At 50.1% G+C, this 14,723-nt stretch carries 11 protein-coding genes; 10 read left to right on the top strand and 1 reads right to left on the bottom strand.

All coding sequences use genetic code 11. The annotated features are described in order from the left end of the window. The first annotated feature begins 389 nt into the window (after positions 1 to 389). The 5 genes from WG68_RS10860 to WG68_RS10840 all read left to right on the top strand — a co-directional run bounded on the left by WG68_RS10860 (position 390) and on the right by WG68_RS10840 (position 9,812). The gene (locus WG68_RS10860; protein ID WP_046557722.1) at positions 390 to 1,748 is read left to right on the top strand and encodes an MATE family efflux transporter; all 1,359 of its coding nucleotides are present in this window, start codon (positions 390 to 392) and stop codon (positions 1,746 to 1,748) included. Continuing rightward, positions 1,745 to 3,748, top strand: a complete 2,004-nt coding sequence (uvrB, locus tag WG68_RS10855; protein WP_046557721.1) for an excinuclease ABC subunit UvrB — start codon at positions 1,745 to 1,747, stop codon at positions 3,746 to 3,748. Before WG68_RS10860 ends, uvrB begins: the two co-directional genes overlap by 4 nt. Before the next feature lie 120 nt (positions 3,749 to 3,868). Then, positions 3,869 to 4,957: an efflux RND transporter periplasmic adaptor subunit gene (locus WG68_RS10850; protein ID WP_046557720.1), complete on the top strand. Its 1,089-nt coding sequence runs from the start codon at positions 3,869 to 3,871 to the stop codon at positions 4,955 to 4,957. A 2-nt stretch (positions 4,958 to 4,959) separates the two neighbouring features. Further along, entirely contained in the window at positions 4,960 to 8,022 is a 3,063-nt protein-coding gene (locus WG68_RS10845) for an efflux RND transporter permease subunit (protein WP_046557719.1), read from the top strand. Next, positions 8,022 to 9,812: a M14 family metallopeptidase gene (locus WG68_RS10840; RefSeq protein WP_046557718.1), complete on the top strand. Its 1,791-nt coding sequence runs from the start codon at positions 8,022 to 8,024 to the stop codon at positions 9,810 to 9,812. Before WG68_RS10845 ends, WG68_RS10840 begins: the two co-directional genes overlap by 1 nt. Before the next feature lie 110 nt (positions 9,813 to 9,922). Here WG68_RS10840 and fusA read toward each other — a convergent pair whose 3' ends face one another. After that, a complete protein-coding gene (gene fusA, locus WG68_RS10835; protein WP_407637675.1) occupies positions 9,923 to 12,028 on the bottom strand; it encodes an elongation factor G in 2,106 nt (701 codons plus the stop codon). A gap of 221 nt (positions 12,029 to 12,249) precedes the next feature. On the opposite strand from fusA, the gene WG68_RS10830 reads away from it, so the two are divergent. The 5 genes from WG68_RS10830 to WG68_RS10810 all read left to right on the top strand — a co-directional run bounded on the left by WG68_RS10830 (position 12,250) and on the right by WG68_RS10810 (position 14,599). Further along, positions 12,250 to 12,708, top strand: coding sequence for a GNAT family N-acetyltransferase (locus WG68_RS10830; RefSeq protein ID WP_046557716.1), 459 nt, complete (start codon positions 12,250 to 12,252; stop codon positions 12,706 to 12,708). A 35-nt stretch (positions 12,709 to 12,743) separates the two neighbouring features. After that, positions 12,744 to 12,983 carry a type II toxin-antitoxin system VapB family antitoxin gene (locus WG68_RS10825; RefSeq protein WP_200897576.1) on the top strand — a complete coding sequence of 80 codons (240 nt, stop codon included), beginning with the start codon at positions 12,744 to 12,746 and terminating at the stop codon, positions 12,981 to 12,983. Between the two features lie 78 nt (positions 12,984 to 13,061). Then, positions 13,062 to 13,403, top strand: coding sequence for a nuclear transport factor 2 family protein (locus WG68_RS10820; RefSeq protein WP_046557715.1), 342 nt, complete (start codon positions 13,062 to 13,064; stop codon positions 13,401 to 13,403). 376 nt (positions 13,404 to 13,779) lie between these two features. Next, on the top strand, positions 13,780 to 14,199 hold the full coding sequence (locus WG68_RS10815; protein WP_235357725.1) for a GNAT family N-acetyltransferase: 420 nt from the start codon (positions 13,780 to 13,782) through the stop codon (positions 14,197 to 14,199). A gap of 109 nt (positions 14,200 to 14,308) precedes the next feature. Then, complete coding sequence (locus tag WG68_RS10810; protein WP_046557714.1) at positions 14,309 to 14,599, top strand: hypothetical protein; 291 nt, start codon at positions 14,309 to 14,311, stop codon at positions 14,597 to 14,599. Positions 14,600 to 14,723: the final 124 nt, after the last annotated feature.

Below are 14,723 nucleotides of genomic sequence, written 5' to 3'. Positions count from 1 at the left end.
GCCAGCACTGATGGTTGCAGGCTTGTCGGGAGTTACCCACAGAAGTTGTGGATAAGTCTGTGCGTTACTCTGTATTTAGAGGGGGCAGGCCTTGCCTGCTGTGCCTTTCAGGGGGGTCAAGCCAGAAAGTGAAAAATATAATAGTCAATTAAAACAGTCGGTTACAAATAATGTGGCTGGCGGCCGTTTACCGCAAAGCGTTCCAAACTGGCACAAAATAAGCAGGGGCCGAATTGTGAACTATTTACCATCCTGGTAGGATTATCTGGCTAAAATATCGCTAATCTGGCGCTTTTTAAGGCTTTGCCATAGCCTTTTTTAGGCTTTGCCATAGTATGGCCCGGCGCTTTTCACTACAATAGCGGCTTGTTCTCCAGCAGGCTCGGTGTATGAGTAACCAGGCGTCGCCCGCCAATCATATTTTACATGCTGATATCGGCAAGACTTTGCGCCACATGACGGTGCCAGTGCTGGCTGGTATGTTAACCCTGATGACTTTTAACCTGGTCGACACTTTTTTTATTAGTATGCTGGGTACCACGCCGCTGGCAGCGATAAGTTTTACCTTTCCGGTGACCTTCACCGTGATCAGTCTTGCTATTGGCCTGAGTATTGGCACGTCGGCCGTGATCGCGAAGGCATTGGGGGCGGGTGACAGTAAAGAAGCCCAGGCTGATGCGTTAGGGGCGTTATGGCTGGCCACCTACTTAGTACTGGCGCTGAGTTTACTGGGGATGGCGCTGATAAACCCAATGTTCCGGCTGCTGGGAGCGGGCACCGATACCCTGCTTTATATCCATGACTATATGCTGATCTGGTTTGCCGGCGCGGTATTACTGGTGACCCCTATGGTGGGCAATGCAGTACTCCGGGCCTCAGGTGATACCAAAACACCCAGTATTATTATGGCCTCGGGCGGGGTAATGAATGCCATTTTAGATCCCATCTTTATTTTCGGGCTGGGGCCTGTGCCCGCCATGGGTATGCAAGGTGCCGCCGTGGCGTCGGTATTGTCCTGGACACTGGGTTGTGGCTTGATTATCTGGCTGTTGTTTAAACGCGGTTTATTGATCGGCGCCTGGCAGCCGTTGGCAATTTGTCTGCCCATTTACCGGAAAATCCTGCGTATTGGCATGCCGGCCGCCGGTGCCAATATGCTAACGCCGCTGGCGATGGCGATTTTAACGGCAATTATGGCGACTCATGGTGCAGCGGCGGTAGCCGCCTTTGGGGTGGGCGCCAGGCTGGAAAGTATTGCCTCGTTAGTGGTACTGGCTTTATCGATGACCTTACCGCCCTTTATCAGTCAGAATTTTGGTGCTAATCAGTTACAGCGGGTACAACAGGCCTATCAACAGACCACATTCTTTATCATTCGCTGGCAGTTTGCCGTTTACCTGCTGTTAGCGGCGCTGGCGTGGCCTATCGCCGGGTTGTTTACCGATGACCCGGAAGTGGCCCGCTTTATTCGCTGGTTTCTGTGGATAGTGCCGCTGGCCTATGGCTTACAAGGCATTACCATCTTAACCAACTCTTCATTTAATGCTTTGCATTTACCGGCAAAGGCGCTGTGGCTGAGCTTAATCAGGTTATTTGTTTTTTATGTGCCGCTGGCCTTTGCCGGCGGCAAGTTGTTTGGTGTTATCGGCGTGTTCGCCGGTTGTGTTATCGCCAATATTTTTACCGCCGCTATTGCTTACAACTGGTTTACCCGGGTTAGTTTATTTAAGTTAAAGGAGACAGTATGAGCCGTGCATTTGAGTTGGTATCTGACTATCAACCAGCCGGGGATCAGCCTGAAGCCATAACTAAATTGGTTGATGGCCTGGACGCTGGCCTGGCGCATCAGGTACTGCTTGGCGTAACGGGCTCAGGTAAAACCTTCACCATGGCCAATGTAATTGCCAGTGTAAACCGGCCCACGCTGATTATGGCGCATAACAAAACCCTGGCGGCGCAACTCTATGGTGAAATGAAGGCGTTTTTTCCACATAACTCGGTGGAGTATTTTGTTTCTTACTACGATTACTACCAGCCGGAAGCTTATGTGCCGTCCACCGATACCTTTATTGAAAAAGATGCCTCTATTAATGAGCACATCGAGCAGATGCGCTTGTCGGCGACCAAGGCACTGATGGAACGGCGCGATGTGGTGATTATTGCCTCAGTGTCGGCCATTTATGGTTTGGGCGACCCTGAGTCTTATATGAAAATGCTGCTGCATTTAAAAGTGGGCGATATTGTTGATCAGCGCTTTATTTTACGCCGTTTAGCTGAGCTGCAATACAGCCGCAATGATATTGAATTTCAACGCGCGACCTACCGGGTACGCGGCGATGTTATTGATATTTTTCCGGCAGAGTCAGATGAGATTGCGGTCAGGGTTGAGTTGTTTGATGAAGAAATTGAACGGATAAGTCTGTTTGACCCGTTAACTGGAGCTGTTGAGCAGGTAGTAACCCGTTATACCATTTATCCGAAAACGCACTATGTGACACCCCGCGAGAAAATCCTGGCTGCGGTGGAGCAGATTAAAACGGAACTGACAGCAAGACGTGCCGATTTACTCAGCGCCAATAAATTGATTGAAGAGCAGCGGATAGCTCAGCGCACCCAATTTGATATTGAGATGATGGTTGAGTTGGGTTATTGCTCGGGGATTGAAAATTATTCCCGCTATTTATCCGGCCGTGCTAATGGCGAGCCACCACCTACCTTGCTGGATTACTTTCCCGCCGATGGTCTGATGTTTATTGATGAGTCGCATGTCACGGTGTCACAAATTGGCGCCATGTATAAAGGCGATCGCTCGCGCAAGGAAAACCTGGTGAATTATGGTTTCCGGTTGCCTTCCGCCTTGGATAACCGGCCACTAAAATTCGACGAGTTTGAAGCGATAGCGCCACAGCGGGTGTATGTGTCGGCTACCCCGGCTAAGTATGAACTGGAGCAAGCCGGTGGTGAAGTGATTGAGCAGGTAGTGCGGCCTACCGGCCTGCTTGACCCGGTGATTGACATCCGGCCGGTGGCAACTCAGGTAGATGATTTAATGTCAGAGGCGATAGCGCGGGCGGCATTGGGCGAGCGGGTACTGGTGACTACCTTAACCAAAAAGATGGCGGAGGATTTAACCGAATATCTGAGTGAACATCAGATCCGGGTGCGTTATCTGCATTCAGATATTGATACAGTAGAACGAATGGAGATTATCCGCGATTTACGCCTCGGGGTATTTGATGTGCTGGTGGGGATTAATTTATTGCGCGAGGGTCTGGATATTCCCGAAGTGTCGTTAGTCGCCATTCTGGACGCTGATAAAGAGGGCTTTTTACGCTCAGACCGCTCCCTGATTCAAACCATGGGCAGGGCGGCGCGTAATTTGAAGGGAACTGCCATTTTATACGCTGATCGGATCACCGGCTCAATGCAACGGGCAATAGATGAAACCGAACGGCGCCGGGCTAAACAAATTGCCCATAATCTGCAGCAGGGCATAGTGCCAACGGCTATCCGGAAGAAAATCTCAGATGTGATGGATTTAGGCCAGGCGCCTACCGCGCCGACGGCACTGCGCAAAGTGGCTGAGCAAATTAAGCTGATTAAAGGCAAAACCCCTTATCAGCTGCAGGCGCAAATGAAACAGATTGAGCAAAAAATGCTGCAGCATGCCAAAGATCTGGAGTTTGAACAGGCGGCAGCGCTGCGTGATGAGTTGCATCAGCTAAAACAGGCCTTGTTAGAGCTGTAAGCCTGCGCTAAAAAATTGCTGTGTATTGCTCATTTTTGCTGTTTAATAAGCGATACTGGTCTGATGTCATTGGGCCAACTTAAATATGGCTTCTGCCAACTTTATTTCAGGATGATGGTTATGCTGCGTGTATCTTTAATAGTGTTGTTTGCAAGTTTAAGCCTGGTATTGCAAGGCTGTACTGAACCGGAAACTGACAGAAAAGAACCCCTGGTCCGGCCGGTTAAATTGCATCAGGTAGACAATACTGGCAGCAGCGCTGTGCGCCAGTTTCCGGCGGTGGTAGAACCCACCGAGCGGGCAAACTTAACCTTCCGGGTGCATGGTAAACTGGTACAGCTAATTGCCCGGCCCGGTCAGGCGGTACAAAAAGGCGACCTGTTAGCCCGGCTGGATGATACCGATTTTAATTTAAAGTTAGATCAGGCCAGGGCCCGTTTTGAACTGGCGCAAACCCAGTTTACCCGCAGTGAACAGCTGATAGCCCAGAAATTGGTATCTCAGGCAGTATTTGACGAGGCCAGAGCGCAGTTACAGGTGGCGCAGGCGGATTTGTCCACCGCAGAAACCGCGCTCAGCTATACCCGGTTAGAAGCGCCGTTTGCCGGCATTATTTCCCGCTTGTTGGTCGAGAACCACGAAAATATCGCGGCACAGCAAGCCATAATGGAGCTGCAGGTTCGGGATCAGGTTGATGTGGTGATCCAGGTGCCGGAAGACGTGATATCGAACGTCCGCAAAGATTTTGACTATCAGCCGGAAGTCGTATTTGACTCGCACCCAACTTATCGCTATCGCGCCCGGATCCGCGAGTGGGACAGCCGTGCTGATCCTGCTACCAACAGTTTTAAAGTGGTGTTTAGTATGGCCACGCCCAGCGAATTTAACGTGCTCTCAGGTATGACTGCTAACGTGATTGCTGAAGTCAGTAAAATTAATGCCGCTTATGTCAATGCCCTGTTTATTCCGGCCAGTGCGATTTTTATGCCTGACGATATCAGCCTGAGCAGCCAGCAAAGCTTTGTCTGGGTTTATAACCCTGATAATGGCCAGGTTAACCGGCGTGAGATTGCTATCAGCAGTTTAACCAGCGCTGGCGCAGCGGTAACCGCAGGCTTAAACGAAGGGGAGATGATTGTCAGTGCCGGCGTGCAGCACCTGAGTGAAGGCCAGCAAGTCAGGCCCTGGGTGCGTGAGCGGGGGCTGTAAGCATGGATTTGGCTCGCTATTTTATCCGCTACCGCACCTCATCCTGGTTGTTTGCAGCCATTTTGCTGTTTGGCGGCATAGTGTCCTATACCGGGCTGGGCCGGTTGGAAGATCCGCAGTTTACCCTAAAACAAGCGTTGATCATTACCCAGTATCCTGGCGCGTCGCCCACCCAGGTTGAGGAAGAAGTCAGCTTTATTCTGGAAAGCGCCATTCAACAGCTACCTTATGTTTATCATGTCAGTTCCGTATCTACTGCCGGTTTGTCGCAACTGATGGTTGAGATGAAAGACACCTACCGGGCAAAAGAATTAAAGCAAATCTGGGATGAATTGCGGCACAAAGTGAACGACTTACAAGCGCAATTGCCACCCGGGGTGAAAACACCACAGGTTAAAGATGACTTTGGCGATGTATACGGCATTTTATTTGCGCTTACCGGTGAGGGCTACAGCGATGATGAGCTGCGGGACTATGTCGATTTTCTGCGGCGTGAACTGGTGTTGGTGCCCAGCGTTGGTAAGGTGGCAGTGGGGGGCACCCAGCAAGAGCAGGTGATTGTTGAGATCTCCCGGCCACGCTTAACCGCTTTGGGTATAGCGCCGCAAACCTTGTCGGCTTTATTACAAAGCCAGAATATGGTGGCGAATGCTGGTTCTATCAGAGTGGGGCCGGACCGGCTGCGGATTTATCCTACCGGCGAATTTCAAGCCGTCTCCGAACTGGAGAATCTGATTATCTCCAGCCCTGATTCCAAAGAGCTGATTTATCTGGGCGATGTGGCGCGGGTTTATCGCGAAAATGCCGAAGTACCCAATCAGCTGATCCGCTTTAATGGTCAGAATGCTTTAACCCTGGGCGTGTCGTTTGCCGGTGGGGTAAATGTGGTCGATGCCGGGGCGCAGGTGCAACAGCGTTTAGCCGAGCTGGAATACAATAAACCTGTCGGTATGCTGTTAAATACCATTTATAACCAGCCAGATGAAGTGGCCAGCTCGGTTAGTGGTTTTATTATCAATCTGGCGGCGGCCGTGGCCATTGTTATCGTGGTGCTGTTGCTGTTTATGGGGCTGCGCAGCGGTATTTTAATTGGCCTGATTTTACTGCTGACCGTGCTGGGTACCTTTATTTTTATGCGGCAGATGAATATTGAGTTGCAGCGGGTGTCGCTGGGTGCCCTGATTATCGCGCTGGGGATGCTGGTCGACAACGCCATCGTCATTACCGAAGGTATTTTAATTGGTATGCAGCGCCGCTTAAAACTGGCTGACGCGGCCAGTTTAATTGTGAAGCAAACCCAGTGGCCATTATTGGGCGCCACGGTTATTGCTATTGCCGCCTTTGCGCCGATAGGCTTATCCAGCGATGCCACCGGCGAATTTGCCGGCAGCTTATTTTGGGTTTTGCTGGTGTCCTTGCTGCTAAGCTGGGTAACCGCCATTACCTTAACGCCATTTTTTGCCAGCATGCTGTTTAAAGATAAGGCCCTGCCATCAGACAGTGCACCTGAGCCGTTATATCAGGGGGTTATTTTCAACGTTTACCGCAAGGTGCTTTTGCTGGCTCTGCGCTACCGGGCGGTGACCTATGTGCTGACGCTTAGCCTGCTGCTGGTGGCGGTTATTGGTTTTGGTAAGGTGAAACAGGTGTTTTTCCCACCGTCTAATACCCCAATTTTCCTGGTGGATTTATGGCAACCTGAAGGTACCGATATTCGCCATGCCAGCGAGGATGCGCTGACGCTGATGAATTATCTAAGTAGCCTTGATGGGGTAAGTCACGTTACCAGTACCAGTGGCCGCGGTGCTGAGCGCTTTATGCTGACTTATCAGCCGGAGAAAAATTTTGCCGCCTACAGCCAGCTGATTGTTCGCGCCGGGCAGCGAGAGCAGCTGCCGCTGTTAATGCAGCAAACCCGCGATTACATTACTGAGCAGTTGCCCAGGCTGCAGCATAAGCTGCTGCGCTTAGAAGTTGGGCCTTCCACCCCGGCAAAAATTGAAGCGCGCTTTAGTGGCGCTGATCCGGATGTGCTGCGCTCTCTGGCAGAACAGGCAAAAGCGATTTTGCTGGCCGACGGCCAGGCAGTGAGTGTACGGGATAACTGGCGCGAGCGCGCCAAAGTGATCCGGCCCCACTTTAACGAAGCAATGGCACGCCGGGTAGGGGTTAGCAAGCAGGATATTGACGAGGTGCTGCTAACCAGTATGTCTGGCCGCACTGTGGGCATATACCGGGATGGCACCCATTTGTTGCCGATTATTGCCCGTTCACCGCTGGCCGAGCGCGATAACGTGGACGCCTTGTACGACTTGCAGGTATATAGCAATAAATTGCAGCGATATGTGCCGATCACCCAGGTTGTAACCGGTTTTGATCTGGTGTGGGAAGATGCGCAAATTCAGCGCCGTGACCGGAAAAGAACCATTACCGTGATGGCAGATCACGATACGCTGTCAGATGATACTGCCTCGGCGCTGCAAGCCAGAGTGCAGGCTAAAATTGCCGCAATAGCATTGCCCACCGGCTATTTTCTGAGTTGGGGCGGGGAGTATGACGCACAGCAAAAAGCCCAGAGTGCGCTGTTTAGCTCATTACCGCTTGGCTACCTGTTTATGTTTGTGGTAACGGTGCTGCTGTTTAATTCGCTGCGCAGTGCCCTGGTAATTTGGGCCTGCGTGCCGCTGGCGATTATTGGCGTCAGTTTTGGCTTGTTGTTACTGGGGGCACCCTTTGGCTTTATTGCCTTGCTCGGCTTTTTAAGCCTATCCGGCATGCTGGTTAAAAACTGTATTGTGTTGCTGGAGCAAATTAAGCTGGAACTGGCAGAGGGCAAGGCGGCATTTGCTGCGGTATTTGACAGTGCTGTCAGCCGGGTCAGGCCGGTGGCCATGGCCGCCATTACCACGATTCTGGGGATGATCCCGCTGCTGGGTGATGTGTTTTTTGCCAGTCTGGCGGTAGTCATTATGTTTGGTTTGGGCTTTGCAACGCTGTTAACGCTGCTATTCTTGCCGGTGCTGTATTGCACGGTATTTAAAATTAAAACCGTCGAAGGACTCTGATGAAATCGTTATTACCATCGCTACTTGGCAGCGTGCTGCTAACCAGTATTAGCTGCCATGCCGGTGACTGGCTGCCTCCGCTGCCAGCCTGGCAGGGCAGCAGTGAAGCGCTTATACAAACCCAGGATAACCCCTGGCTAACACCGGCAGAGCTAAACGGTTTAACCGACAGCCCGGATTATGCTGCCACCATGGCTTATCTTAAGGCGCTGGTTGCCAGCTCAGAGCTGCTGCAGTTAGAGCAATTTGGACTCAGTGCCCAGGGCCGGCCACTGATGCTGGTAAAAGCCAGTAAGCGGTTGGCCAAGATTGCCAATAATCCGGACCGGCCTTTATTGCTGGTGCAAGCGGGCATTCACAGTGGTGAAATTGACGGCAAAGATGCCGGTTTAATGCTGTTACGCGATATTGTTCATGGTAACCAGGGCCACTTGCTGGCAAACGCCGACCTGATTTTTATTCCCATTTTATCGGTCGACGGCCACGAGCGTCGCTCAGCGTATAACCGGATGAATCAGCGCGGCCCGTTGCAGCAGGGCTGGAGAACAACAGCGCAAAACCTGAATTTAAACCGCGATTATGCCAAGGCTGACGCGCCAGAGATGCAGGCACTGCTGGGCGTGTTACAGCAGTATCAGCCAGATTTGTATATTGATGTGCACGTAACGGACGGTGAGGATTATCAGTACGACATTACCTATGGCTTTAATGAGCCCTTTGCTGCCATTAGCCCTAACGGCGCCAGTTGGCTGGCGCAAGTGTATCGACCAGCGGTTAACGCCGCGCTGACAGAGGCCGGGCATATCCCGGGGCCACTGGTATTTGGCGTTGACAACAAAGACTTCAGCAAAGGTATTGGCGGCTGGACCGCCAGCCCCCGCTTTTCCAATGGTTATGGCGATGTGCGGCATTTACCGACAGTACTGGTTGAGAACCACAGTTTGAAACCCTACCGCCAGCGTGTGCTGGGCACCTATGTGTTGTTAGAGCGCAGTCTGCAGGTATTAAATGAGCAAGGTAAAGCATTGATTATGGCGCGCCAGGCCGATTTAAACGCCAGGCCAAAACGGATGGCATTAAGTTTTAAAGCCAGTGAGCAGCCTGACTATATTGATTTTAAAGGTATGAGCTATGAAGTGCGGCAGTCGGCGATCAGCGGCGAGAGCTATGTGGCCTGGACCGGTGAACCACGGCTATACCAGAAGTTACCGATATATTGGGATAAAGTAGTGACCAGGGACATTATTATTCCTAAAGCCTATTGGTTACCACCCGAGCAGCAGCAGGTTATGCAGCGGCTAAAACAACATGGTATTGAACTGACGCTGTTAACCAAAGCCACCAACATTAGCGTACAGCAGCTGAGTGTTAGCCGTTACCGTTTTGCTGAGCAGCCGTTTGAAAGCCGGTTAATGCTGCAGGATGCCAGCTTCAGCCGTGACAACATCAGCCGCACTGTACCAGCGGGCTGGGTTAAAGTGAGTACCGACCAGGCCTTAGGGCGGTTGGCGGTGGCCTTGCTGGAACCCACTGCACCCGACTCGTTTTTTAGCTGGGGCTTTTTCCCCGGCATGTTTGAGCGCACGGAATACTTTGAGCCCTATGCTATAGAGCCATTAATTGCCCGTATGCTGCAGGATCAACCGGCGCTGCAGCAACAATTTGAGCAGGCATTGGCAGAAGACGAGGCGCTGCGCAATAGTCCGCGCGAGCGCTATAACTGGTTCTACCGGCAAATGCCGTTTTATGATCAGCAGTACCTGAAATACCCGGTACTGATTGAGCCATAACGGTGGATTACCTGGCGACAGGTTATGCCGTACGTTATCGTTTTGCTGATTGCCAGCCACAAAAAAGCCCCGCCGGTTTGCACCGGTGGGGCTTTTTACAGCGTTACTGCTTAGTTTTTAGCAGCGGCCGCTTTCTTTTCTTTTTCTTTCTGGATTACTGCTTCAGCGACGTTAGTCGGGCACGGTGAATAGTGCGAGAACTCCATAGAGAACTGACCACGGCCAGAGGTCATAGTACGCAGAGTACTGATATAACCGAACATTTCTGACAGTGGTACGTCAGCTTTGATCCGTACACCAGTGACGCCAGCTTCCTGGCCAGAGATCATGCCGCGACGACGGTTTAAGTCACCGATAACATCACCTACGTGATCTTCCGGGGTGAACACGTCAACCTTCATGATAGGCTCAAGCAGTTGTGCGCCAGCTTTTGGAATTGACTGCCGGAAAGCGCCTTTAGCGGCGATTTCAAAGGCGATAGCTGATGAGTCAACGGCGTGGAAACCACCGTCAAATACTTCAACTTCCACGTCTAATACCGGGAAACCAGCCAGGGTACCTGTGGTCATCATAGAGGCAAAGCCTTTCTCGATAGCAGGCATAAACTCTTTTGGTACGCTACCGCCAACTACCGTTGATTTAAAGGTAAAGCCAGAATTCTGCTCGCCCGGACGAATGCGGTAATCAATTTTACCGTATTGGCCTGAACCACCAGATTGTTTCTTGTGGGTGTAGCTGTCTTCGATTTCACGGGTAATGGTTTCGCGGTAAGCCACCTGTGGCTGGCCTACTACTAATTCTACGCCGTAAGTCCGCTTTAAGATGTCTACTTTGATATCTAAGTGCAGCTCGCCCATACCTTTAAGGATGGTTTCGCCAGAATCAATATCAGTTTCAACCCGGAACGTTGGATCTTCAGCCACCATCTTACCGATAGCGATACCCATTTTTTCCACTGAACCTTTGTCTTTTGGCGTCACAGAGATAGAAATTACCGGCTCTGGGAATACCATTGGCTCAAGCGTACAAGGGTGCTTAGGATCACACAGAGTGTGACCAGTCTGGGTGTTGTTTTTCATACCTACTAAGGCAATGATGTCACCGGCCTGAGCAGAGGTCAGGTCGATACGGTCATTGGCGTACATTTCAACCATACGGCCGATACGCTCAGTTTTACCGGTGAAAGAGTTCAGGATGGTATCACCCTTGTTCAGTACACCAGAGTAAATACGGATAAAGGTCAGGGCGCCGAAACGGTCATCCATGATTTTGAACGCTAAGGCGCGGAAAGGCTCATCAGCAGAAACGATGGCATGCTCGCCGTTCTCATTACCTTCTTCGTCAGTCAGTGGCTGCGGAACAACTTCAGTCGGGCTTGGCAGATAATCAACAACTGCATCTAACACTAACTGCATACCTTTGTTTTTAAAGGCAGAACCACAGTAAGTAGGGAAGAATGCCAGGTCACGGGTACCTTTGCGAACACAACGCTGAATGTCTTCAACAGAGGGCATTTCACCTTCCATGTAAGCCATTAACAGGTCATCGTCCTGCTCTAATGCGGTTTCGATTAACTGGGTACGGTACATTTCAACGTCATCAAGCATATCTGCTGGTACGTCGGTAACTTCGTAGTTTTCTGGCAGGCCGGTTTCATCCCAGATATACGCTTTCTGGGTTAACAGGTCAACCACGCCTTTGAAGGTATCTTCACGGCCAATAGGTAACACCATAATCAATGGGTTTGCGCCCAGTACTTTTTTCACCTGCTCGGTAACACGGATAAAGTCAGCACCGATCCGGTCCAGCTTGTTGACGAAGATCAGACGAGATACTTCAGCATCGTTGGCATAACGCCAGTTGGTTTCTGACTGCGGTTCAACACCGCCAGAACCACAGAATACACCAATGCCGCCATCCAGTACTTTCAATGAACGGTACACTTCAACGGTGAAGTCAACGTGTCCCGGGGTATCGATAACGTTAAAACGGTAGCCTTTCCAGAAACAGCTAACAGCTGCTGACTGGATAGTTATACCGCGCTCGGCTTCCTGTTCCATAAAGTCGGTAGTTGATTCACCTTCGTGAACTTCGCCTAACTTATGGATTTTACCGGTCAGTTTCAGGATACGCTCGGTAGTAGTGGTTTTGCCGGCATCAACGTGGGCGAAGATACCAATGTTTCTGTATAGGGATAAATCTGCTGACATAGTAATCTCAATAAGCTAGGGTTTGAAAATAGTGCGACAATATACAGGATTTTAAAAAGATTTGCAGGGAAAAAATGTTGTCGGTGGCTAAATTTTTATCCATGCTGTCAATGCAGACATACAGGCGTTGCGTTGCTCGTTTAGCAAGTTGCAGCGGCTGTTATCAATTGCTTAGCTCTGTTGCCGCTGACATTGCCACTTAATATTGTGTTTCAGGAAGGTTAACGATGCAGATTATTCCCGGGTTGCTTGATTCAGTAGCGGTAATCCAACTATTGCAGGGCCATTTAGATGATATGTATGCCACGTCTCCGCCAGAGAGTGTGCATGCGCTGGATATCAGTAAACTGCAGGCGCCGGATATCCGCTTCTGGGGTGCCTGGCAGGGCGAGATGTTACTGGGCTGCGTAGCGTTAAAGCAGCACAGTGCCCAGATGGCCGAAATTAAATCAATGCGCACGGCACCCGAAGCACGGAAGCAGGGCGTAGGGCGCGCTTTATTGCAGTTTTTACTCGAGCAAGCCCGCCAGAGCGGCATTCGTCAGCTTTATCTGGAAACGGGTTCAATGGATTTTTTCCTGCCGGCCCGCACCTTGTACCAAAGCGCCGGTTTTGAGTACTGTGGCCCCTTTGCTGATTACCCGGAAGATCCGAATAGTCTGTTTATGACCAAAGCGCTGTACTGACAAAAAGTCTTGTGTGATTGGTAAAGATGCGCAATTTGACGCACACTTATGCTTTATTTGATGCCGAGGTCAACATGCGTACCACTGTGACCATTGACGATGAGTTATATCAACAGGCACTGGCGCTGGCTGATCCCGATATGGATAAAGCGGAATTATTTCGTGAGGCTATTAGAACCTATATCCGGGTGCAAGCGGGCCGCAGACTGGCGTCGCTGGGCGGAACTGCACCCGATATGCTGCAACCTAAACGATACCCTGAACAACCGGCATGAATCCGGGTTTGACACGCTGGACACAAGATAACAGCCTGCTGCAATTAGCCCGGCGTTTTAACATTGAGTTTTCTGAATATGACCAATAAAACAGACCCGGTACAGCGTCAGCTCGACGCCTACAACGCAAAAGATCTTGACGCCTTTATTGGCTGTTACCACCCGGATATTGCCATTTACCGCATGCCTGCTATCGCGCCAACGCTTATTGGCCGTGACGCCCTGGCTGCCTTTTATCAAACTGAACGCTTTAGCATAGCGGCACTACGCGCTGAGGTGCTGCAGCGCATGATGGTGGGCAATAAAGTAATAGATCATGAAAGGGTATACGGCCTGGCCGAACAGCCGTACGAGGTAATCGTGGTGTATGAGGTACAAGATGGTTTGATTTTGAATGCGTGGTTTTATTCGGTTGGCTGAAACGCAGGAAAGGGCAGTTGGCTGACAATAGCGGGCAGATAACTTCACTATGTTATCTTCGTATGCCGGATACAACACTCTTCCTCACTCGCCGGGGCAACTCGCCCATTGTCTGCGTCAGGGGCTCAGACACTCCCCAGCTCCTTCAAAAGAGGTTCTATCCTCTATTGCTCAAGCTGATTCTCTCCGCAAGTGCCCACTTGTTGCGGTACGGAGGTTTCACTTGTTATTTATATCAAATATATCTGTACCCATAAGTTATTGAAAATAAGCCAAACCCGATGTAGTGTCATCAAATTCAAATTTACAAAGCTGGAAATATGCGTGTTTAAATTCGGATATTCCGGCCGGGCAAAACCAGGAAATTATATTGTTGGTGACATTTAAACCCACAACAGATTTGGCAAAAGCGGCTCGTTATACCCTTAGCAATATGCGGCCTTATTATGAACAGTACTCGGTCGAATGGGATGCAGCTGAAATTGAAAAAATGACAGCAGAACTGGTCAATCTCGATATTTTATTGGCCGGTGAGCCGGTGGGTGTTATCAGGTTGTCTTTTGACAGTGAAGGCTGTTATCTGCGCGATTTGCAAATCGATCAAAGTTGTCAGAATCAAGGTATAGGTTCTCAGGCAATTGCTGAAGCAGACCGCCTTGCCAGAGAACATTGCTTACCTCTGCTTAAACTCAGAGTGTTTAAAAATAGTCCGGCTGTGCAGTTGTATAAACGACAGGGGTTTAGTTTAACCAGCGAAGATGAACGGATTTACTATATGAGCCGCCCTGTTGCCTGACTATAAATTTTTATCGCCTGTGAAAATCGCTGACTGCCACATAAGCCCGCTAGGTAGCTTTGCCTGCTGATTTTTTGCTTTATATTGTTATATTACAAAGGAGTGTGATGTGGAAATTATTTTAATTTTAATTTTAGATGTTGTTATTACCGGCCTATTTCTGTGGCTTGCCGGGAAGGTAACAACTGTTCAGGTCGGATACAAAGAAGGAGTAGTATGCGTTGGTGCCTCATCACTTCTGGCACTGATCCCTGGCTTCGGTTGGATTCTCTCGATCATTGCTTTGTTTTACTTACTTAAACAGTATACCGGCGCTGCTGTTTGGCCTGATTTAATTTTACTCGTGCTGGTGACTAAATTTCTGAGTTTTATCGCATTTATTACGTTGGTTGGAATGTAATCTGGGTTGGCCAACAAAGAATGTGGCGCAGCTTGTAAATTTAGTAAATTTAGGGTCACCCATTAGCCTCTCGGAGTCAACAGCGTAACCAAACCCGCGCGCACTATTAAGTGCGCGTATCTTT

This window comes from Arsukibacterium ikkense (genome assembly GCF_000987775.1).
Lineage (GTDB): Bacteria > Pseudomonadota > Gammaproteobacteria > Enterobacterales > Alteromonadaceae > Alishewanella > Alishewanella ikkense.
The sequence above is the reverse complement of the archived record's forward strand: the minus strand, read 5'-3'. Positions and strand labels throughout refer to the sequence as shown.